The 20709-nt window shown below is 27.1% G+C and carries 17 protein-coding genes; 10 read left to right on the forward strand and 7 right to left on the reverse strand.

Annotated elements, in window-relative coordinates:
* Position 1: 1 nt before the first annotated feature.
* Complete coding sequence (gene aceE, locus AFAEC_RS04130) at positions 2 to 2674, reverse strand: pyruvate dehydrogenase (acetyl-transferring), homodimeric type (protein WP_026805845.1); 2673 nt, start codon at positions 2672 to 2674, stop codon at positions 2 to 4.
* A 106-nt stretch (positions 2675 to 2780) separates the two neighbouring features.
* Between aceE and AFAEC_RS04135 the strand changes: the two genes are divergently transcribed.
* Complete coding sequence (locus tag AFAEC_RS04135; protein WP_026805844.1) at positions 2781 to 3497, forward strand: lipoate--protein ligase family protein; 717 nt, start codon at positions 2781 to 2783, stop codon at positions 3495 to 3497.
* A gap of 1 nt (position 3498) precedes the next feature.
* Entirely contained in the window at positions 3499 to 4386 is an 888-nt protein-coding gene (gene lipA, locus AFAEC_RS04140; RefSeq protein ID WP_026805843.1) for a lipoyl synthase, read from the forward strand.
* Between the two features lie 17 nt (positions 4387 to 4403).
* On the opposite strand, the gene AFAEC_RS04145 is transcribed toward lipA, so the two are convergent.
* A complete protein-coding gene (locus AFAEC_RS04145; protein WP_026805842.1) occupies positions 4404 to 4835 on the reverse strand; it encodes a hypothetical protein in 432 nt (143 codons plus the stop codon).
* A gap of 98 nt (positions 4836 to 4933) precedes the next feature.
* Between AFAEC_RS04145 and AFAEC_RS04150 the strand changes: the two genes are divergently transcribed.
* The 3 genes from AFAEC_RS04150 to AFAEC_RS04160 all read left to right on the forward strand — a co-directional run bounded on the left by AFAEC_RS04150 (position 4934) and on the right by AFAEC_RS04160 (position 8917).
* On the forward strand, positions 4934 to 6385 hold the full coding sequence (locus tag AFAEC_RS04150; protein WP_026805841.1) for an L-aspartate oxidase: 1452 nt from the start codon (positions 4934 to 4936) through the stop codon (positions 6383 to 6385).
* 60 nt (positions 6386 to 6445) lie between these two features.
* Entirely contained in the window at positions 6446 to 7981 is a 1536-nt protein-coding gene (gene guaA / locus AFAEC_RS04155) for a glutamine-hydrolyzing GMP synthase (RefSeq protein WP_026805840.1), read from the forward strand.
* 96 nt (positions 7982 to 8077) lie between these two features.
* Entirely contained in the window at positions 8078 to 8917 is an 840-nt protein-coding gene (locus AFAEC_RS04160) for a hypothetical protein (protein ID WP_026805839.1), read from the forward strand.
* Positions 8918 to 8927: 10 nt separating this feature from the next.
* Here AFAEC_RS04160 and AFAEC_RS04165 read toward each other — a convergent pair whose 3' ends face one another.
* On the reverse strand, positions 8928 to 10619 hold the full coding sequence (locus tag AFAEC_RS04165) for a protein adenylyltransferase SelO family protein (protein ID WP_034216434.1): 1692 nt from the start codon (positions 10617 to 10619) through the stop codon (positions 8928 to 8930).
* A gap of 161 nt (positions 10620 to 10780) precedes the next feature.
* Here AFAEC_RS04165 and AFAEC_RS04170 point away from each other — a divergent pair, with 161 nt between their 5' ends.
* Positions 10781 to 12079 carry a M99 family carboxypeptidase catalytic domain-containing protein gene (locus AFAEC_RS04170; RefSeq protein WP_026805837.1) on the forward strand — a complete coding sequence of 433 codons (1299 nt, stop codon included), beginning with the start codon at positions 10781 to 10783 and terminating at the stop codon, positions 12077 to 12079.
* Positions 12080 to 12095: 16 nt separating this feature from the next.
* Here the strand turns inward: AFAEC_RS04170 and AFAEC_RS04175 are convergent, their stop codons facing one another.
* Positions 12096 to 12290 carry a YgaP family membrane protein gene (locus AFAEC_RS04175; RefSeq protein WP_026805836.1) on the reverse strand — a complete coding sequence of 65 codons (195 nt, stop codon included), beginning with the start codon at positions 12288 to 12290 and terminating at the stop codon, positions 12096 to 12098.
* A 145-nt stretch (positions 12291 to 12435) separates the two neighbouring features.
* On the opposite strand from AFAEC_RS04175, the gene AFAEC_RS04180 reads away from it, so the two are divergent.
* Together AFAEC_RS04180 and AFAEC_RS04185 are read left to right on the forward strand one after the other, a co-directional pair.
* Positions 12436 to 13134, forward strand: a complete 699-nt coding sequence (locus AFAEC_RS04180; RefSeq protein ID WP_026805835.1) for an alpha/beta fold hydrolase — start codon at positions 12436 to 12438, stop codon at positions 13132 to 13134.
* Positions 13135 to 13212: 78 nt separating this feature from the next.
* On the forward strand, positions 13213 to 14370 hold the full coding sequence (locus AFAEC_RS04185) for an acyltransferase family protein (protein ID WP_225442400.1): 1158 nt from the start codon (positions 13213 to 13215) through the stop codon (positions 14368 to 14370).
* Between the two features lie 25 nt (positions 14371 to 14395).
* Here AFAEC_RS04185 and AFAEC_RS04190 read toward each other — a convergent pair whose 3' ends face one another.
* Both AFAEC_RS04190 and AFAEC_RS04195 read right to left on the reverse strand, forming a co-directional pair.
* Positions 14396 to 15388 carry a hypothetical protein gene (locus AFAEC_RS04190; RefSeq protein ID WP_026805833.1) on the reverse strand — a complete coding sequence of 331 codons (993 nt, stop codon included), beginning with the start codon at positions 15386 to 15388 and terminating at the stop codon, positions 14396 to 14398.
* 9 nt (positions 15389 to 15397) lie between these two features.
* Positions 15398 to 16780 carry an MBOAT family O-acyltransferase gene (locus AFAEC_RS04195; protein WP_026805832.1) on the reverse strand — a complete coding sequence of 461 codons (1383 nt, stop codon included), beginning with the start codon at positions 16778 to 16780 and terminating at the stop codon, positions 15398 to 15400.
* An 85-nt stretch (positions 16781 to 16865) separates the two neighbouring features.
* Here AFAEC_RS04195 and AFAEC_RS04200 point away from each other — a divergent pair, with 85 nt between their 5' ends.
* Positions 16866 to 17771: a class I SAM-dependent methyltransferase gene (locus tag AFAEC_RS04200; RefSeq protein ID WP_026805831.1), complete on the forward strand. Its 906-nt coding sequence runs from the start codon at positions 16866 to 16868 to the stop codon at positions 17769 to 17771.
* 36 nt (positions 17772 to 17807) lie between these two features.
* Positions 17808 to 18941 (forward strand): hypothetical protein, encoded by a 1134-nt coding sequence (locus AFAEC_RS04205; RefSeq protein ID WP_026805830.1) that lies wholly within the window; start codon positions 17808 to 17810, stop codon positions 18939 to 18941.
* A gap of 11 nt (positions 18942 to 18952) precedes the next feature.
* Here the strand turns inward: AFAEC_RS04205 and AFAEC_RS04210 are convergent, their stop codons facing one another.
* Positions 18953 to 20692 (reverse strand): L,D-transpeptidase family protein, encoded by a 1740-nt coding sequence (locus tag AFAEC_RS04210; protein ID WP_051487556.1) that lies wholly within the window; start codon positions 20690 to 20692, stop codon positions 18953 to 18955.
* Positions 20693 to 20709 lie beyond the last annotated feature (17 nt).

Below are 20709 nucleotides of genomic sequence, written 5' to 3' on the forward strand. Positions count from 1 at the left end.
CTTAAGCATTTCTTGGAGTGATTCTATTTGAATCAATCTCATATTTATTTTTAGCTTCAATAGCTACTTTTTTGTCTATTTTCCCATTTTTTGCTAGTTGAGCTAAAGTTGTATAAACTATAAAGTTTGTATCAACTTCAAAGAATTTTCTTAAATTTGCTCTACTATCACTTCTTCCAAAACCGTCAGTTCCTAAAGCTTTGAAACTTCCTTTTACATAAGGGATTAGTTGCTCTGAATATGCTTTTATATAATCAGTTGCACTAATTATTATATTATCTTCATTGCTTCCTAAAACTTTTTCTACATAAGGTATAAGAGGAGTTTTATCAAGATTTAGTAAATTTTCTCTTTCGATATCTTGTGCTTCTCTTGTTAATTCATTGTATGAAGTAACAGAGTAAATATCTACTTTTATATTATATTCACTAGCTAAAATTTCAGCTGCTTTTATTGCTTCTTGGAAGATTGATCCAGAACCTAAAAGTTTAACTTTAAAATCATTTTTTGCTTCAAAAGTTTTTACTTTGTAAATTCCTTTTATAATTCCCTCTTCAACACCTTGTGGCATTGCTGGTTGAGCATAATTTTCATTTAAAGTTGTAATATAGTAGAAAATATCTTCTTGTTTTTCTCCATACATTCTATTAATACCATCTTGTACTATAACAGCAACTTCATATCCATAAGTTGGGTCATAAGTAATACAATTTGGAACTGTATTTGCTAAAATATGAGAGTGCCCATCTTCGTGTTGTAAACCTTCTCCATTTAGTGTAGTTCTACCACTTGTTCCACCAACTAAGAAACCTCTAGCTTTTTGGTCACCTGCTGCGTAACATAAGTCACCAGTTCTTTGGAATCCAAACATAGAGTAGAAAATATAAAATGGAATCATTGGATAGTCATTTATTGAATATGATGTAGCAGCTGCTATCCATGAACTCATAGCTCCTAGTTCATTAATTCCTTCTTGTAAAACTTGCCCTTTAATATCCTCTTTATAGAATGCAACTTGGTCTTTATCTTGTGGAATATATTTTTGCCCAGCACTTGAGTAGATACCAAATTGTCTAAACATACCTTCCATACCAAATGTTCTAGCTTCATCAGGAACTATTGGAACAATATTTTTACCTATATTTTTATCTTTTAATAAAGCATTTAAAACTCTTACAAATGCCATTGTTGTAGAGATTTCTCTATCTCCACTTCCTGCTGTTATTGCTTCAAAATCACTTAAAGCTGGAATTTGTAGTTTGTTTGTAAATTTCTCAAGTCTTTGAGGTACAAATCCACCAAGAGCTGCTCGTCTTTCTTTTAAATATTTAATTTCAGGTGAATTTTCATCTGGTTTATAATAAGAGTAAGACTCAACTTCTTCATCACTTATTGGTAAATCAAATCTATCTCTAAACTGTTTTAGATGATTTACATCTACTTTTTTAACTTGGTGAGCGATATTCATACCTTCAGCAGCACTTCCCATACCGTAACCTTTTACAGTTTTTGCTAAAATAACAGAAGGTCTTCCTTTTGTCTCATTTGCTTTTTTGTAAGCTGCATAAACTTTTACAGGGTCATGACCACCTCTATTTAATTTCCAAATATCGTTGTCACTTAAATTTTCAACTAATTTTGCAGTCTCTGGGAATTTATTAAAGAAATTCTCTCTTGTATATGCTCCACCTTTTTGTTTGAAGTTTTGGTATTCTCCATCAACTGTTTGTTCCATTAACTCAAGAAGTTTTCCAGAAGTATCTTTCTCTAGTAAACTATCCCATAGACCTCCCCAAATAACTTTGATTACTTCCCAACCAGCTCCTCTAAACTCACCTTCAAGCTCTTGGATAATTTTTCCATTTCCTCTTACTGGACCATCTAATCTTTGTAAATTACAATTGATTACAAAAATAAGATTGTCTAAACCTTCTCTTGCAGCCATTCCAATAGCACCTAAAGATTCAGGTTCATCTGTCTCTCCATCTCCCATAAAGCAATATACTTTTTGCTCACTACAATCTTTTATTCCTCTATTTGTAAGGTATTTTAAAAATCTTGCTTGATAGATTGCTTGTAAAGGTCCAAGTCCCATAGAAACTGTTGGGAATTGCCAATATGAAGGCATTAATTTTGGGTGAGGATATGAAGATAATCCATCATTGAATGCTTCTTGTCTAAAATTATCCATTTGATCTTGTGTAAATCTTCCTTCTAAAAAGCTTCTTGCATAGATACCTGGACTAATGTGTCCTTGGAAAAATATTAAATCTCCACCATCTTTCTCATTTGGTGCTCTAAAAAAGTGATTAAAAGCTACATCATAAAGTGTTGCTGATGATTGAAATGATGCTATATGACCACCAAGTTCTAAATGCTTATTTGAAGCTCTTTGAACCATAATTTGTGCATTCCATCTAATAATTGATCTTATTTTTCTTTCTAAATCCATATTTGCTGGCATTTTTGGTTCTTCAGAAGGAGAAATTGTATTTATATATGCAGTTGTTGCACTATAAGGTAAATGAGCTCCACTTCTTCTTGATTTATCTATTAATTTTTCTAGTAGAAAATGAGCTCTCTCAACTCCTTCTTCTTCTATAACAGCCTCTAAAGCTTCCATCCACTCTTTTGTTTCAAGAGGGTTAATATCTTCTAAATTTAACTTTGTCATAAATCTCCTTTATAAAAGTTTTCTTAATTTTTAAAATTAATTTGCAATTTTAATATAAGTTGAATTATAATTCACTTATATAAAATATTTTTTAGGATAAAAATCGATGAAGTTTAACAATAAATTTAGATTGATTATAACACAAAAGCTTAACGCAAAAGTTAATTCAAATATTGATAAAGCATTATTTAAAACTTTTAATAACAATAGTCTAGCTATTTTAAGGCTCTATTCTTGGGAAGATGGTATCACTTTTGGGGCAGGGCAAAATATAGAAGATTATTCAAATTTACTAAAAGAGTATAAAGATAATGTAGGAAAAAGAGTAACAGGTGGTGGAGTTTTGTTTCATGGACATGATATTTCATATACTATTTTAGTAAACCCAAAAACAATAGAAAATTGTGATGTCAAAGAGACATATTTTTTAATTTGCCAATTTTTAATAAAATTTTATGAGAATTTGGGCTTAAAACCACATTTTGCAAAGGATGATAAAGAGATAGTTTTAAGTAAAAGCCCATTTTGTCAAGTTGGTTTTGAAGCTTATGATATTATAATAAATGGTAAAAAAATAGGTGGAAATGCACAAAAAAGAGCAAAAAATTGTATTTTACAACATGGTTCTATTCCACTTTTTACTAAATCAAATGATGAAGTTTTTGGAAGTTCATTACAAGATTTTGGAATAGGTTTAAGTTTTGAAGAGGCAAAAGATGGTTTAATAAAAGCTTTTAAAGAGGTTTTTGAAGTAGATTTTATAAATGATGATTTAAATGAAGAAGAGAAAAATATTTTAAAAAAATTTGAAGAGGAAAATTAAGATGACACAAGCATTAGATACAACAATAAATTATAAAAAACCTGAATGGTTAAGAAAAAAATTAACTCCACATGCTCAAGTAGAAATGGAGACTTTATTAAAAGATGTTGGAGGGCTTCATACTATTTGTCAAGAGGCAAAATGTCCAAATATAAGTGAATGTTTTTCAAATAAAAATGCTACATTTTTGATTTTAGGAAATATTTGTACAAGAAGATGTACATATTGTAATGTAACAACAGGAATGCCACATAAAGTAGATGAGAGTGAGATAAAAAAAGTTACAACTTCAGTTTTAACTTTGGGTTTAAAATTTGTGGTTATTACAAGTCCTGCAAGAGATGATTTAAAAGATGGTGGAGCAGAGCAGTTTTATAAAGTAACAAGAGATATCATAGAAAAATCTCCACAAACAAAAGTTGAGATTTTAATCCCTGATTTTAAAGGAAATGATGATAGCTTAAAAAGAGTTATAGAATCAGGAGCTACAATTATTGGACACAATGTAGAGACAGTTCCAAGCCTATATAGAATTAGAAGAAATGGAACTTATGGAAGAAGTTTGGAAGTTTTAAGAAGATTAAAAGAACTAGGTGGAGATAAAGTACAGACAAAAAGTGCTCTAATGGTAGGTCTTGGTGAGACTGAAGATGAGATGATACAAGTTTTTCAAGATTTACTTGATGTTGGTTGTAAGTTTTTAAGTATAGGGCAATATCTTGCACCTAGTGGTGATTTTGAAAAAGTTATAGAGTATGTAAAACCAGAACAGTTCAAAAAATATGAGGAGATAGCTTATAAAATGGGCTTTGAGTTTGTTAAAGCAAGTCCATATGCAAGAAGCTCATATATGGCTCATCACTACTTAAATATGGCAAGTGCATTGTAAATAAAAAGAGTTAAGATTTAATCTCTTAACTCTTTTATAATCTTTCTAATATTCTCAAATTTTAAAAAAAGTTTTTCATCTTTTATACTATTTTCAAAGATTCCTAAAGAGCGTTCTTTGTATTTTATATCGTTAATTTCATCACTTTCTTGTACTTTATCTATACTGTTTGATACATAAAATTCAAAGTTTTGAATGTGCTTTAAGTTTGACATTTTAAGTAGGGCTTTTAAATCAGAAATATTATTAGAATATTTAAACTCTGCCTTAAACTGCGGGTGTTTTAGCATAAAAATTAGTGTATTGTTTTTTATATATGCAAATTTTATTCCACTTTTTAATTTTAAAGGTAGTATATTTATAAATCTTTTTATTTCTAAAAAAGTATCAATTTTTTCAAAAGAGGAGTTATCTTTAAGATGAGTAAGAATGTCATTAACTTTTTTCATACGCTAATTATAGCAGGAGTTTTATTTAGTTTTAGTGGTTGTGGTTATAAAGCTGATCCAGTTTATAAACCAAATGATAAACAACAAACGACACAACAATGATATACGATTATATTATAGTTGGAGCTGGAATAGCAGGGCTTAATGCTGCTAGACTTCTACCAAAAGATAAAAGAGTTTTGATTTTATGCAAGATGTCTACTTGGAATTCAAACACTTTTTGGGCTCAAGGTGGAATTGCAAGTGCTGTTGATGAGAGCGATATTCCTCTACATATAAAAGATACACTTGAAGCTGGTGCAAACTATAATAATCTTCAAGCCGTTGAACTTTTAAGTAAAGAGTCAATTCCTACAATAAAAGAGATTATAAATGCAGGTATGAATTTTGATAAAAAAGCTGATGGAACACTAGCATATACAAAAGAAGCAGCTCATAGTAGAAATAGAATTTTACATGCAAGTGGAGATGCAACAGGAAGAGAGATTCATATATTTTTACTTGAACATTGTCCTCATGAAATAGTGACTCAAGCTGTGGTTTGTGATTTATTAATACAAGATGATATTTGTTATGGAGTTCAATATTTTACAAGTGAATATAAACAAAAAGTAGCTTATTCTCACAATACAATTATTGCAAGTGGAGGAGTTGGATCAATATATAGATATCATACAAACTCAACAGCAAATGCTGGAGAGATTCATGGAATTATTACAGAAAAAAATATTACTTTAAAAGATATGGAGATGACTCAGTTTCATCCAACAGTTTTAAAAGGTACAACTTTTGCGAGAAAACCACTTTTATCTGAAGCTTTAAGGGGCGAAGGAGCTTTTGTTGTAGATGAAAATGGTAAAAGATTTCTGTTTGATTATCATGAAGATGGAGAATTAGCACCAAGAGATATTGTAAGTCGTGCTATTTTTGATTACAATAAAAAAACTGGACTAGGGGTATTTTTATCTTTTGAAAATTTTGAAAAAAGAGCATTTAAACAAAGATTTCCAAATATTTATGAAAATATAAAAGATTTAGGATATGAACTCCCTTTTGAAAATGTTCCAATAAGTCCTGCTTTTCACTACTGTATGGGTGGAGTTGAAGTTGATTTAGATGGTTTAGTAAAAGGTTTTAAAAATCTTTATGCTATTGGAGAAGTTGCTTGTAATGGGGTTCATGGAGCAAATAGATTGGCTTCAAACTCTTTATTAGAAGGGCTCGTTTTTTCAAAAATTGCAGTTTCTAAATCTTTAAAAACAAATTTTAAAATAGAGATAGATAACTATAAAAAAGAGATAAAAAACTATATTAGAAATAAAAGTATAGATAAAGAGATAAAAGATGATTTACGAAAAATAATGTGGGAAAATGCAGGAATTGTAAGAACTAAAAATGAGTTAAAAGAGGCTTTAGAAAAAATAGAGAGTTATTTAAAACTTGATGTTGGAAGACTACTATATTTAAGGCTTTTAACTGCAAGAACTATATTAAAAGCTAGTTTAAAAAGGGAAAAATCTTTGGGTGCACATTTTATAAAAGAAGATTAAAAAGAGTTTTTAGATAGAATAAATAATTAAAAAAAGCGTAAAAGAAAGGTAAAAAACTTTATGAAACATGTACCAATAGTTGTTTTAGATTTCGGTAGTCAATATACACAAATTATTGCTAGAAAATTAAGAGAGAGTGGAGTTTATTCTGAAATTGTTCCTTATAATGAATCGATTGAAGATATTATGGCAAGAACTCCAAAAGGAATTATTCTTTCAGGTGGACCAGCTTCTGTATATGCTACTGACTCATATCATCCAGATAGTACAATATTTGATTTAGGACTTCCAATTTTAGGAATTTGTTATGGAATGCAACTAATTGCTCAACATTTTGGTGGAAAAGTAGTTCCTGCAAGTAGCCATGAATATGGAAAAGCAAAATTAGATTTTGTTGGTGAAAATGAGATTTTTAAAGATACTTCTAATGGGCAAATTGTTTGGATGAGCCATGGAGATAGAGTTGAAGAGATTCCAACAGGATTTGAAAAAATAGCAATAAGTGAAAATTCACCATATGCTGCTATTGCAAATACTAGTAGAAATATCTATGCTTTTCAATTTCATCCAGAAGTTTATCACTCTGAAGAAGGAGCAAAACTTCTTAAAAACTTTGCAAAATATATTTGTGGTTGTGAAAGCACTTGGAATATGGGAAGTTTTGCAAAAGAGCAAATAGCTAGAGTAAAAAAACAAGTTGGAGATAAAAAAGTTTTATGTGCTGTTTCAGGTGGAGTTGATAGCTCTGTTGTTGCAACACTACTTTTTGAAGCAATTGGAAATCAAGTAATTCCAGTATTTGTTGATAATGGTCTTTTAAGAGCAAATGAAAGAGAGCAAGTTGAGACTATTTTTAAAAGTAGAGGAATAGATTTAATAACTATTGATGCAAGTGAAGAGTTTTTAAGTAAACTTGCTGGTGTAACTGATCCTGAGAGAAAAAGAAAAATTATTGGAGAAACTTTTATAGAAGTATTTGATAAAGAAGCAAAAAAACACTCAGGTGTTGAGTTCTTAGCACAAGGAACACTTTATACAGATGTTATTGAATCTGTTTCGGTTAAAGGACCTTCTAAAACTATAAAATCTCATCATAATGTTGGTGGGCTTCCTGATTGGATGAAATTTGAACTGGTTGAGCCTTTAAGAGAGATTTTTAAAGATGAGGTAAGAGCTTTAGGATTAGAATTAGGGCTACCAAGAAATATGATAAATAGACATCCTTTCCCTGGACCTGGACTTGCAATTAGAGTTATGGGAGATGTAAATAAACCAGATTTAGATCTTTTAAGAAAAGCTGATGTAATTTTACTAGATGTTTTACACTCAACTGGTTACTATGAAAAAACTTGGCAAGCATTTACAGTTTTATTAAATGTAAAATCTGTTGGTGTTATGGGAGATAATAGAACTTATGATAATACAGTTTGTGTAAGAATAGTAGATGCAACAGATGGTATGACAGCAACTTTTTCTCATATTTCACACGAAATACTTGAAACAATTAGTAGAAGAATAATAAATGAAGTTGATGGAATTAATCGTGTAGTTTATGATATATCATCAAAACCACCTGCAACTATTGAGTGGGAATAATTTAATCTCAAATGAAGTTGTTTAAAATATTTTATTACATTAAACAACTTTAAAATTTTCAACTATTTTTATAAATAAACACAAGGATATTTTAAAATGATAGATGCATTTTTAATTTTCATTAATCAAGGTTGGGTTGGTATAATAATAGGTATTGTTATGTCTTTTTTATTATACAAAATTTCTATTAGAAAAACTATACCAGCTTATCAAATACATTTTTTGGAAATTATTAGAAAAAATAAATTAGAATTATCAAAAGATATTAAAATACTTTACAACGACAAAGCAGTTGATAACCTGACTAAAATTGAAATTGTTTTTTGGAATGAAGGGAAAGATACTTTAAAAAAAGAAAATATAGTTAGTAAGGATTTATTAAGGTTTGAATTTTCTGAAGATACCATTATTTTAAATGCACAAATTATTAGTAAAACTAGAGAAATTAATCAATCATTTATAAAAATTTCAGAAGATAACCAAAATATAGCTTATTTTGGATTTGATTATTTAGATAACCATGATGGTATGATTTTTGAAATAATTCATACTGGAGAAAATGTATATCCTACTATAAAAGGAAGTATAAAAGGCATACCAGAAGGGATACAAAATTATGGAAATTTCAATTTTACAAATATTAGCAATTGTGAAAATAAATTCAAGTGCTTTTTATTTCAGAAAAAAGAATACTTAGTAAATTTTTTAATGTTTTTATTTGGTATTTTTATAATTTTAATTGGAATTAATGAAAATATATTTAATATATTTAAGCCTTATAATGATTTAATAAATAGCAGTGAAAATATAAAAAAAATATTTATAATAGTTGGTATTGTTTATACTTTAATTCCTATCATTTTTTCTTCAATATTATGGAAAAGTAGAAACAGATTTCCAAAAAAGTTAATACCTAAAAATATTCAATCAAATTAATTATAATTATTTAAGACGAACAACTAACATGTGAAATACCAGCTATTCCAAAAAAGTCTTTTGGTTTTTTAGCATAGTATTTCTCTTCTATCTCTTTACTTTGTTCTTCATATGGATTTGTCATTATCTCTTGTAGTTCATTTACTGGTTCATAGTTTTCATTTTGTGCTTCTTGATATGCGCGAACAAGATGCCATTCTCTTAAAGTATATTTTGGATTAGTTAGTTTCATTTTCGTTGAAAGTTTTTCTTTAGTTTCTTTATCATTTACATTTATTTGTGATTTCCAATTTTCAAGCCAACTATTCCATCTAGCTTTTATAGTTTCATCTTCCAAACTTCCATAAAAGCTTTTTTCAAGACCGCTAACATCATCAGGAATATTTGATAACTCTCTAAAAAAGATTGTATAATCCACCTTCGTATAAATCATAAGATTTATAAGCTCCTCAAAAAGTTCAAAATCAAAATTTTCTAATCCCAACTTACTAGCCCACATATTTTGCATCTTTTCTTGCATAACATTTAAAAAGTTATTTTCAATTTTTTCTAGTTCTTCTAAAGCCTCTTTATTTAAATTAATTAATGGTTTTAGAGAACTACAAAATGATTTAAAGTTTTTTTGTGCAGCAATTGGCTGATTAAAAAATGAAAAGTGCATTCCTCCATTTGTCCAAGATTGATATTTTGGCTCAAACATTTCTATAAATCCAAATGGCCCATAATCAAGAGTAAAACCTCCAGCTGCACAATTATCACTATTAAAATTTCCTTGACAGTATCCAACTCGTATCCAGTTAGCTACTAGTGAAGTAAGACGATTTTGGAACTCAATTGCAAGTAATATTATTTTTTCATCTAAACTTAAATCTTGATTGATTTCTTCACTATACTCTCTATCAATCAAATGCAAAACAATCATTTCTAACTCTTTTAAAGCATCTTTATGTTCATTTTTTCTAGCTCGTCTTCCAAAAAGTTCAAGTTGCCCAACTCTTATAAATGAGGATGCAACCCTAGTAGTGATGGCAACATCTTCTTCAATGCTAATTTCAGGGTCTTTTGAGTAAGAATTATCTCTAAACCAAGGTCTAGTTACTTGCTCTTTTTTAGAAGTAAATAGAGTCAAAGACCTAGATGTTGGAACTCCAAGGGAATACATATGCTCTTGAGCTAAAAACTCTCTAATACTTGACCTTAAAACTGCCCTTCCATCTGCACCTCTGCAATATGGAGTTTTTCCTGCACCTTTTAATTGAAACTCCCATCTTTTACCGTTTATTATTGCTTCTAAAACAGAAATTGCTCTACCATCTCCATAGCCATTTCCAGTTTGAAAAGGGCATTGGGCATAATACTCTGTACCATAGATAGATAGTGCATATCCAGTTGCCCAACCTATATTTTGCTTTAAATTAGAAATATTTTCCATATCTCCTGAAAATAGTTTTATAAAATCGCTCAATTTTATTAATTCTTCACTAAAACCTAATTCTTCAAAAAAGTTTTTACTGTGAGAAATATATATAGGCTCTTTTATAGCAGTTGGCTGTACAGGAATATAATGCCCACTAAAAACTTCTCTTGAAAATTTATTATCTCCATTATATTTTGCATCGGGGTCACTATTTAGATTATTTACAAAAGAATAATTGCTTAATTGTATAAGTTCATCAAATATTTTTATAGTTTTTTTATTCATTATTTTCTTTATCCATATTTTTTATTTATTAATATTTTAATATAGTAAATTTGTACTTAAATATAGAAACTAAATAAAATATAATCTTAATTCATCTCTAACAACTCTTTAGATATTATACAAACCATTTTTTATAATTTTTAGCACAATCTAGGAGAAATATGAAGTTTTTTATTTTTATTCTATTTTTTATAACAAATATTTATGCAGATACAAACAAAGATTTTACTTTATATAAAAAAGATGGAGTAGAAAAAGGTCACACTCTTTTAATTATTGGTGGAATTCATGGAGATGAGCCAGGTGGTTACTTTGCACCAGCATTTTTTCAAAAACATTATAAAATAATAAAAGGTAGTGTTTGGGTGGCACCTAGTGTTAATATTGATAGTATGGTTGCAAATACAAGAGGTCTTTATAAAGATATGAATAGGAAATTTAGTACTATTGATAAAAATGATCCAGATTTTGTAAATATTCAAAAAATTAAAAATATAATTACAGATAAAAAAGTTGAATTGGTTTTAAATTTACATGATGGACACGGTTTTTATAGAAAAGAGTATGAAAATTCAATTTTTAATCCAAATGCTTGGGGACAAGCAACAATTATTGATCAAGAAAAAATACACTCTTTAGAGAAGTTTGGAAATTTAGATGAGATAGCTTCAAAAGTAAGAGACTCTTTAAATAATGATAAGTTATTTCAAGATTTTCACTATTTTGGTGTAAAAAATACTGAAACAAAAGCAAAAGATGAAGAGCAACAATTATCACTTACATATTTTGCCGTAACAAATAATAAACCAGCCTTTGCAATAGAAACAAGTAAAAATATAACAGATCTTGTTCATAAAGTAATTTATCAATTAAAATCAATTGAAGAGTTTATGAATGTTATGGAAATTGAATTTGAAAGAGATTTTGACTTAAATAGTTATGATACTGTTCAAAAATTACTATTTGAATTTGGAACTTTAACAATAAATAACAATATAAAATTTGATTTATCAGATATAAAAAATGAACTTAGATTTGTTCCTATGAAAGCTTCAAAAAATAGTTTTGATTTTGAACATAGTATAGGAAATGTAAAAAGTGTAAAAAATGGTTTTGAAGTTTATATTGGGAATCAAAGGGTTACTACTTTAACACCACAAATTTTTGAAATTTATGAGCCAAAAGATAAGATAAAACTAGAGGTTGATGGAAAAATAGTTGAAACAAAATTAGGGCAGATTATAGAAGTAGAAAATAGTTTTAAGATAGAAAAATCTCCTTATAGAGTAAATATCATAGGTTTTAGTAAAGATGGAGTTGATAGTGAAGATGATATTTTATTAAGAAAAGATGATATACAAAACTCTTATTCAATAGATACAAAAAATAGTGAATATAGAACAGAATTTTATAAAGATAATAAATTTTGTGGAATGCTAACAATTAAATTTAAGAAGTAATTTTACTTCTTAAACTCTATTTTTTAATTTTTGGTGTACATTTTCCACTAATTCTACAAAGTGGACAAAAGTTCATAATCCCAGCTATCAATGGAATTACCCCTAAATAAAACCAACTATTTGATGTAAAATATCCAATAGCTATCAAAACTAATCCTATAATAATTCTAAATGGTCTACAAAAAGCTCTTATTTTATCAAATGTATTCATATCTTTCTCCATAAATTTTTTGAGATTATTATATAAGATTACTTAATTTTATATAAATAAGTAAAACTTATTATTTGTATATATAATATTAGCTCATTAAGTTGGCTTTGTGTAAAATTTGTAAAAATTTAAAAGGTTTTATAAAATGAAAGAAAAAATATATTTTATACCAGGGCTTATGACAAATGAAAAATTATGGAAAAGAGTTTTGCCAGAATTGGAAAAAGATTATGAGATTATTCATATAAAAATTCCAAGAAGTACTAATTTTGATGAGATTAATAGGATTTTATGTGAACAGATAAAAGATGAGAAAATCAATCTTTTAGGCTTTTCTTTGGGTGGTTACATAGCCTCATATTTTACAATAAAGTTTCCACAAAGAGTAAAAAAACTTTTTATGTTAAGTGCAACTCCTGCAAAAACTTCAGATTTAGAGTTAGCTAGAAGAAAAGAGAAGTTAGAATTTGCTAAAGTAAATAATGAGATAAGTTTAGATTTGCAAAAGGCAAAAACTTTAGTTGAAGAACAAAATATAGATGATTTAGATTTGTTACAAACTATAGTTGAAATGTTCAATGAAATGGGTAAAGATGAGTTTATATCACAACTTGAAAGTACTTTTTATAGAGTTGATTTAAGTAAAGAGTTAAAAGAGTTAAAAGTTCCTGTAACAATGTTTTATAGTAGTGATGATAGATTGCTAGATAAAGAAGCTATTGTGAAATTAGAGAATGAAAAACATAATATAAATTTGATAAAAAGAGTAGGTAGTAGTCATAATATTTCGCTTGAATTTCCAAATGAACTGATAATAAATATAAAAAAATGGATGGATAACTAAACTATTTATTTAACAAAGTTATAAATAAATATATTTAAGATATTATATTAAAATATTTATTTCAAAAGGAGACAGCCAATGGCTTTGGGGCAGGTTACATTTAAGATTACAGATGATGTTCAATTAGCGACTCAGATTGTAATTGTTGCATTTTTGCTTGTTACATTTTTGACTTTAAGAAGAACTTCTCACAATGATGTTTTTCCAATTAGTGTTACAAATGAGTTAAAAGGTTTGGGGATTTTAACCGTCGTTTTTGCTCATTTTACTTATATGAAAGTAAATAATTGGGAATTTTTATATCCTCTTTCTACAATAGCTGGAGTTGGGGTTGACCTATTCTTACTTATGTCTGGATTTGGATTAACTGTTGGAATGATGAAAAGACCAATGGGAACTTTGGAGTTTTATAAAAAAAGAGTAATTAAAATTTTTATTCCATTTTGGATAGCTTTAATTATTATGTTTATTGCTGATTTTATTTTCTTAGATAAAAATTATGGATTTATGTATATGTTAAAATCTGCTTTAGGGTTTTTCCCAACTGCTGATGGTTTTGCTGATGTAAACTCACCATTTTGGTATATTACTTGGATGATGATGTTTTATATTCTTTTTCCACTATTTTTTATCAAAAAAGCACCTTGGCTAACTGCTATTATCTTAGCTGTTATTGCTTTAATTATTGGTGGAACAAATCCACTAGATTTAGGAAGTAATTGGCTTCATAGACTCCACTCAGTAGCATTTTCTATTGGTATTTTAATGGCTTATTTTTTAGCTATAAAACCAAATGAGACAAATAAATTAGTTGAGTCTATTAAAAATTTTAGAGATAATACAAATATTCCTAGATATATAGTTATTTTGATTATGGCAGTTGTTGTAGCTTATGTTTCTCAACATACAAGTGGAAAAGATTGGCCTATGTTAAAATCTATTTTTAAAGAAAACTATTTAGTTGAACAATTAGCTTGTATAGTTATTATGATGGCATTTGTTGTGATTTTTGTACTTAAAAAAGTTGAGAGTAGATTTTTAGCTATTTATGGAGCATTTTCATATGAAGTTTATTTAATCCATTGGCCTTTAATGGGAAGATATGATATTTTCTTTGATTATTTACCTTCTTGGGCAGCTGTAATTGTTTGGATGGTTGTATTTATTCTTGTAAGTATGCTTTTACAAAAATTAGTAACACCTGTAAGTAATTTTATAGATAAAATTACAAAATAGTTATATGAAATAGTAGAGATTTTCTCTACTTTTTCTTTATATATACTCCAAAATCTTTTGGAACTTCCACATTTTTATCATTAAATAATCTTGCAAAATATAAATATCCATACTCTTGTTTTAAATGAGATGGGTCAATATAAGCATCTTTATTATTTGTAATACTATTTTCATACATAAAATCCCAATAAGGATAGATTTTTGCTAACTCCTCTTTCCAAATATAGAAAACATCCATTTTATCTGTTTCTTGAAGAAGTTTTAATAAATCAGACTGAACAGCTGTTGTAAAAACTTTTAGATTTACATCATATTTTTCACAAAGTTCAACTATCATTTTATAGTAAGTTAAACTATCCTCTCCCCACTCTAAAAAGTTTTCATATTTCTCTTTATAACCTTTTAAAGTATTTTCCCACATAGGCTCTTTAGGATTATTTTTTATAACTATACTTTGGTGATATGCTGTTATTCCACCATCTTTATAGGTTGCTTCTATATTTTTATTATTTAAAACATATTTAAGGTATTTAAAAAGTGGTACTTCAACATAGTGTTTTATTTGTTTAAATATCGTAAAACCATCTTCAAGCAAATCTTTGTCAAAATCGCTATTATTATCCTCTAATCTTTGACTAAATGGATATAAATTTAGCCCAATTACAATATTTTTTATAGGAAAATGTTCCAAAGAGTATTTTAAATAGTAGTATTGCTCTTCCAAAGTTGAAAAACTAAAACCCAAATTATAAACTCTATCTTGAGTATATTTTTCTAAGTCATTATTATCTAAATAGTGAACTCTACTCCCACCAATTATTAAAGTATCTGGTTTAAAATTGTTTAGTTCTACAAATTTTTGAGTTCTATACGCTAAAGCAACATCTTTATAAAGCCCTGTATCAAACCTATTATTTAATCCAACAGGGTCAATAATATATTTTATACCAATTCCCAAACAAAAGATTAAAAAAGAGAAAAATATTGAAGCAAAGATATAAATTTTATGTTTTTTCATCTTTTTTTCCTAAAATTGAAAGTATAAAAACTCTTTTGCACTTGAAAAAGTGAATAAACTAGCACTTAAAAGCACTATTGTATAAAGAGTATATTTTAAATTTGGTTTGAAATTTTCAGCAATTTCACCACTATTTTTAAATCCTAAAGCTAAAATCAAAGCTACAACTATATAAAAACTTTGATAAATTGGGTCAATATGATATAGAGATTCAAATTTTAGATTCATAGGATTAAACATAGTTTTTGTTACATACCAAGCATCATTAAAATCTTTTGCAACAAATAGAGTTCTAGTTATAATCAATCCAATAAACATTAAAAACCAAGCTACATAGAAGTTCATCTGAAGGTTTGCTTTTTTCATAATATGAGCCATTACTACAAAAATACCATTTAATAATCCCCAAACAATAAATGTCCAACCAGCTCCATGCCAAAATCCAGATATAAAAAATGTAATCATAATATTTAAGTATATAATCCAAACGATATTTTTATTTCCACCTAAACTTTTGTAGATATAGTCCCCTAAAAATCGACTTAGTGTCATATGCCATCTTCTCCAATAATCAGCAAAATTTCTTGCTTTATATGGAGAGTTAAAGTTCTTTGGTAAATCAATATTAAACATTTTTGCAATACCTATAGCCATATCAGCATATCCTGAAAGGTCAAAATAGTATGATAAAACATAAGAAGTTGAAGCATACCAAGCTTCAATCATAGTTAATTTTTGGGCATTATCAAAAGCATATTGTGCATAATCAGTTAGTGGATCACCTATTAAAGTCTTTTTTGCTAATCCTATTGCAAAAATAAATAGTCCTAAGGATATATTTTCCCATCTTAAAATGCTTCTCCATTTTAGAGCAAATTGTGGCATCATCTCTTTGTGGTGAACTATTGGACCCATAAGAAGTTGTGGAAAGAAAGTTATAAATAGTGAATAGTTTAAAAAACTAAACTCTCTTACTTCTCCTCTATAATTATCAACTAAAAAGGCAATTTGCTGAAAAGTAAAATAACTAATTGCTAATGGTAGGGCTAGATGAAGTAAAGGTGTTTCACTATTAAATGCCCAATTAAAGTTTTCTATAAAAAAATCTGCATATTTAAAATATGCTAAAAGTGCAACATTTCCAATAATTCCAAAGGTAAGTATAGATTTTGAAGCACTTTTTCCTAAAGATTTTCCAACTAAAAAGTTGAAAATCATACTTCCTAAAATTAGAATCAAATAAATAGGATTCCACCATGAGTAGAAAAATAAACTAGCAAGTACGAGCATTAGTTTACTTAGTGTTACCATTCTTATAGAGTTTAGGTAAAAATATAAGATTAAAGTAATTGGTAAAAATATGAGTAAAAACTCATAACTATTAAAAAGCATGCGAACCTTTTTTAATATGATAAATTGGGCGGAACTTATAAAAAAATTATGAAATAATTGTGTAAAATTGGCTATAATCAGCTCTATGAATTTAGAAAAATTAGAAAATATAATAATTAATAATTTAAAAGATAAAACTATTGAAGTAAAAAGAGTATTTCATGGTCGTGGAAATTTTTATGAAAATTTATCATTTTTAACTATTGATAGTTTAAATGACACTCTTTTTACAACTTTTTATGAAGAAAATAGTCTTGAAGTAGAGATAATTAAAATTTTAAAAAATATTGCAATAAAAAATGATTTTAGAAATCTTATTTTACAGAGAAAATATAAAAATAGTGATTTCTTTGAAGCTATTTTGGGAGATATTCCTGAAGATTTTTTTGTTATTGAAAATGGTCTAAAATATAAAATTGATTTTAGAAATAAAAATATTGGGCTATTTTTTGATATGAAAAATACAAGAGAGTATATAAAATCTATTTCAAAAAATAGAAGTGTATTAAATCTTTTTTCTTATACTTGTGCTTTTTCTGTTGTCTCTATTTTTGGAGGTGCTTCTAGGGTTGTAAATATTGATATGGGAAAAAATAGTTTAAATATTGGAAGATTAAATCATCATTTGAACAATTTAGATACAAAAAATGTAAAATTTTTCCCGCATAACATTTTAAAATCTTTTGGAAAAATAAAACAGCAATCCCCTTTTGATATTGTGATAATTGACCCACCATCTTTTCAGAAAGGCTCTTTTATTGCAACAAATGATTATGCAAAAATTATAAAAAGATTAGACTCTTTTACACAAAAAGGAAGTTTTGTTGTTGCTTGTTTAAATGACCCATTTTTAACTAGTTCTTATTTAAAAGATATATTTAAAGAGTTTGCTTTAAATTTTAAATTTATAAAAAGAGTAGAAAATCCAAAAGAGTTTATTTCAAGTAGCGATGAAAACGGATTAAAAGTATTAATTTTTGAAAAGATTTAGTATAATTAAGTAAATTATAAAAAAAAGATTTAAGAAATGCAATTTAAGATTACAGAAAAGATAAAAAATTTAGAAATAGATGATATAAAAGATAACCTTTTACACTACTCTTATGATAGTAAAACTCTAAAAGCTTTAGTTAAAAATAATATTTCAAAAGAGGAAGTTTCATATATAACAGCATATAGTAGTTTTGTTGGGGAGATTTATGAAAATATTATTTATGAGTTACTTTTAAAATATGTACAAGAGCAAGATGAGATAAAAAGTTTTGTTCTAAAAGGACCATATCAAGCAAAAGAGAACCAATTTATAAAAAGTGGACTTTTAATAGATAGAAGTTCACAAATAGTTTATAAATCTGCATATAAAGATATCAGTGAATTTGATGCACTGTTTTTTACAGAAGATAGTTTATATTTTGTAGAGATGAGTACATCAAAAAAAACTGCAAGTTTAAATAAAAGATTGGCAAAGAAATATGCACTCTTAAAAATTATTTTTCCTACTTTAGAGATTAAGTCCTTAATAGTTTTAACAAAAGGTTCAACAGGAGTTAAAAATTTTCCATCATATGCAACTATTTGGCTAACAAATGATTTAACTGATAATGATTTGATAGAAAAAATAATATTTGCAAAAAAGGTAAAAAATGAGCTTCAAACACTAAAAGCTCCAGAAAATAGTAAATTTATAGAAGCTTATAGTATAAAATATAAGAAATTCCCATATTTCCCAACTTTGGAGTGGATTTTAAATGTAGCAAGAAAGCACCCAAAATTTGAAGTTGATTTAAGATTTTTTTCAAGCCCTAAAATGTCTCTTTATTTTGATATTTATACAAAGCTTTATATAGGATATATAAATAGTAGTGACTTTAAAGAGTTATTTAGTGATTTTTGTTATATTGTAAAAGAGGATAAAGTAATTGTAACTTTAGAAAAAATAAATCAATCAGAAATAGATATAGTATATTATGTAAAAGAGACAAATGAAAAATTACAAAGAGTAAGACTTTGTGGTAATGATGAAGTATCTATAAAAGAGAAAGAACCAGATGGTTTTACAAATGCTGAAGTGAGATTTTTTATGAAAGTTTTAGATGAGAGTCATAGATTAACAGTAGATAATATAAAACATATATTAAAAAATATTTCTATTATAAAGTGAGAGAAGAGAGCTTAAAAAAGTAGCTCTCTTTGTAATTTATCATAGTTATAAATATCTTCTCTAAACTGCAAAGTACCATCTTTATCAATCCAAGAAGTAAGGTATATAATATGAATTGGAAGTTTTTGATTTAAATTTATTGCTTTTTCTTTATTCTCTTTTAAGATTTCTGTAACTTTATTTTGGTCTATATTTTGATTATTTTCTGAAAGTAAATTTAAAAGCTCATTAGGTTTAGAAAGTCTTACACAACCATGAGAATAAGCTCTTCTTGCATTTGCAAATAGATATTTATTTGGAGTATCATGTAAATATACAGCATGTTTATTTGGGAACATAAACTTCATTCTTCCAAGTGGATTTTGAGTTCCTGGAGCTTGAGCTAATCTTAACCCTTCTAGGGCCTCTGGATTTTCTAATATTATACTATCTATTAAATCTTTATTGCTAATAGCTTCACTTTCATCTCTCCAATTACCAAATGCACTAATTTCTTTACTATTTAGATAGTTTGGATCTTTTATTAATTTTGGAATTACCTCTTTTTTTACTATACTTGTAGGTATATTCCAAGTTGGATTTAATACAACATAAGACATTTTATCTGAGAAAACAGGAGTAGGGAATTTTACATCTCCTACAATTACAGCCATATCAAGTTTTATTTGATTATCTTCAATCATTTTTAGATTATATTCAGGAATATTTATCAATAGATATTTTTCTCCAAAATCTCTAGGAAGCCATCTCATTCTCTCTATATTTAATCTAATCTGTTTTATTTTATCTTTTGCACTTTTATTTAAAAATATTTGTGTTGAATAACCAACTATTCCATCAGCCATTAGACCATGCTGTTTTTGAAAATTAATAACAGCATTTTTTAAATCTTCATCAAAATACTCTTCACAAGGAATCTCTTTAGAAACTTTCTCTTCTATTATCTCTTGTATATCTGGATTTTGTTCATCTTTTATACTATTTGTAACTAAAGTTTCAACATTCACAACGCTTTGACAGGCTTTTGCTAAATCATTACTTTGAATTAATCTATCTCTTAGAGATTTTACATTTTCTCCATAATCTCCAGCTCTTAGAGTTTTAAATTTAGGAAGTTTTTTATAATCACCATTTTCTATAACTTTTTCTAAATTTGAAATAGCCTCAATTAACTCTTTTTTACCTGGATAATTTGTATCTACTTTTTCTGTAATTACTGAAATGTTATTTGTATCTATCATCTCTTTTAATATCTGTTTATTATCTTTTTTTATAAATACTCTATCCCATTGAGCATCAATATCTTTTAATTTTAACTCTTTTAATTTTTCTTTAAATTCTTCCCAATTAATTGAACCTTTTAATAAGAAATTTGTATATTTATCATAAATTTCAGTCAATAATAATTCAATATATAATAAATCCTTATTATAAGAAGATAGAGATTTATCTAAATTAGAAATTTTTGTTTCAAGTTCATTTATTTTAAAAAGTTCATTTACTTTTGGCTTATAAACAGGATCATTTTTTACTAAATTTATAAATTCCAAAGATATTTTTTTTAAGCCATTCTCATCTACCCAGTAACTTTTAATATCATTATTTGAATAATAATTTTTTAGCCTATCTGCTTTTATTAAAGTTGAATTCACACTTTTATTTAGAGAGTTTTTTAGCTCTAAATTGATATTTGAAGAAAAAAGATAACTATTTAATAACAAAATAGGTATCATAAATTTATAGTTTAACATTATATCTCCATTAAAAT

Origin of the sequence: Aliarcobacter faecis, from assembly GCF_013201705.1 — a bacterium.
Classification (GTDB): domain Bacteria; phylum Campylobacterota; class Campylobacteria; order Campylobacterales; family Arcobacteraceae; genus Aliarcobacter; species Aliarcobacter faecis.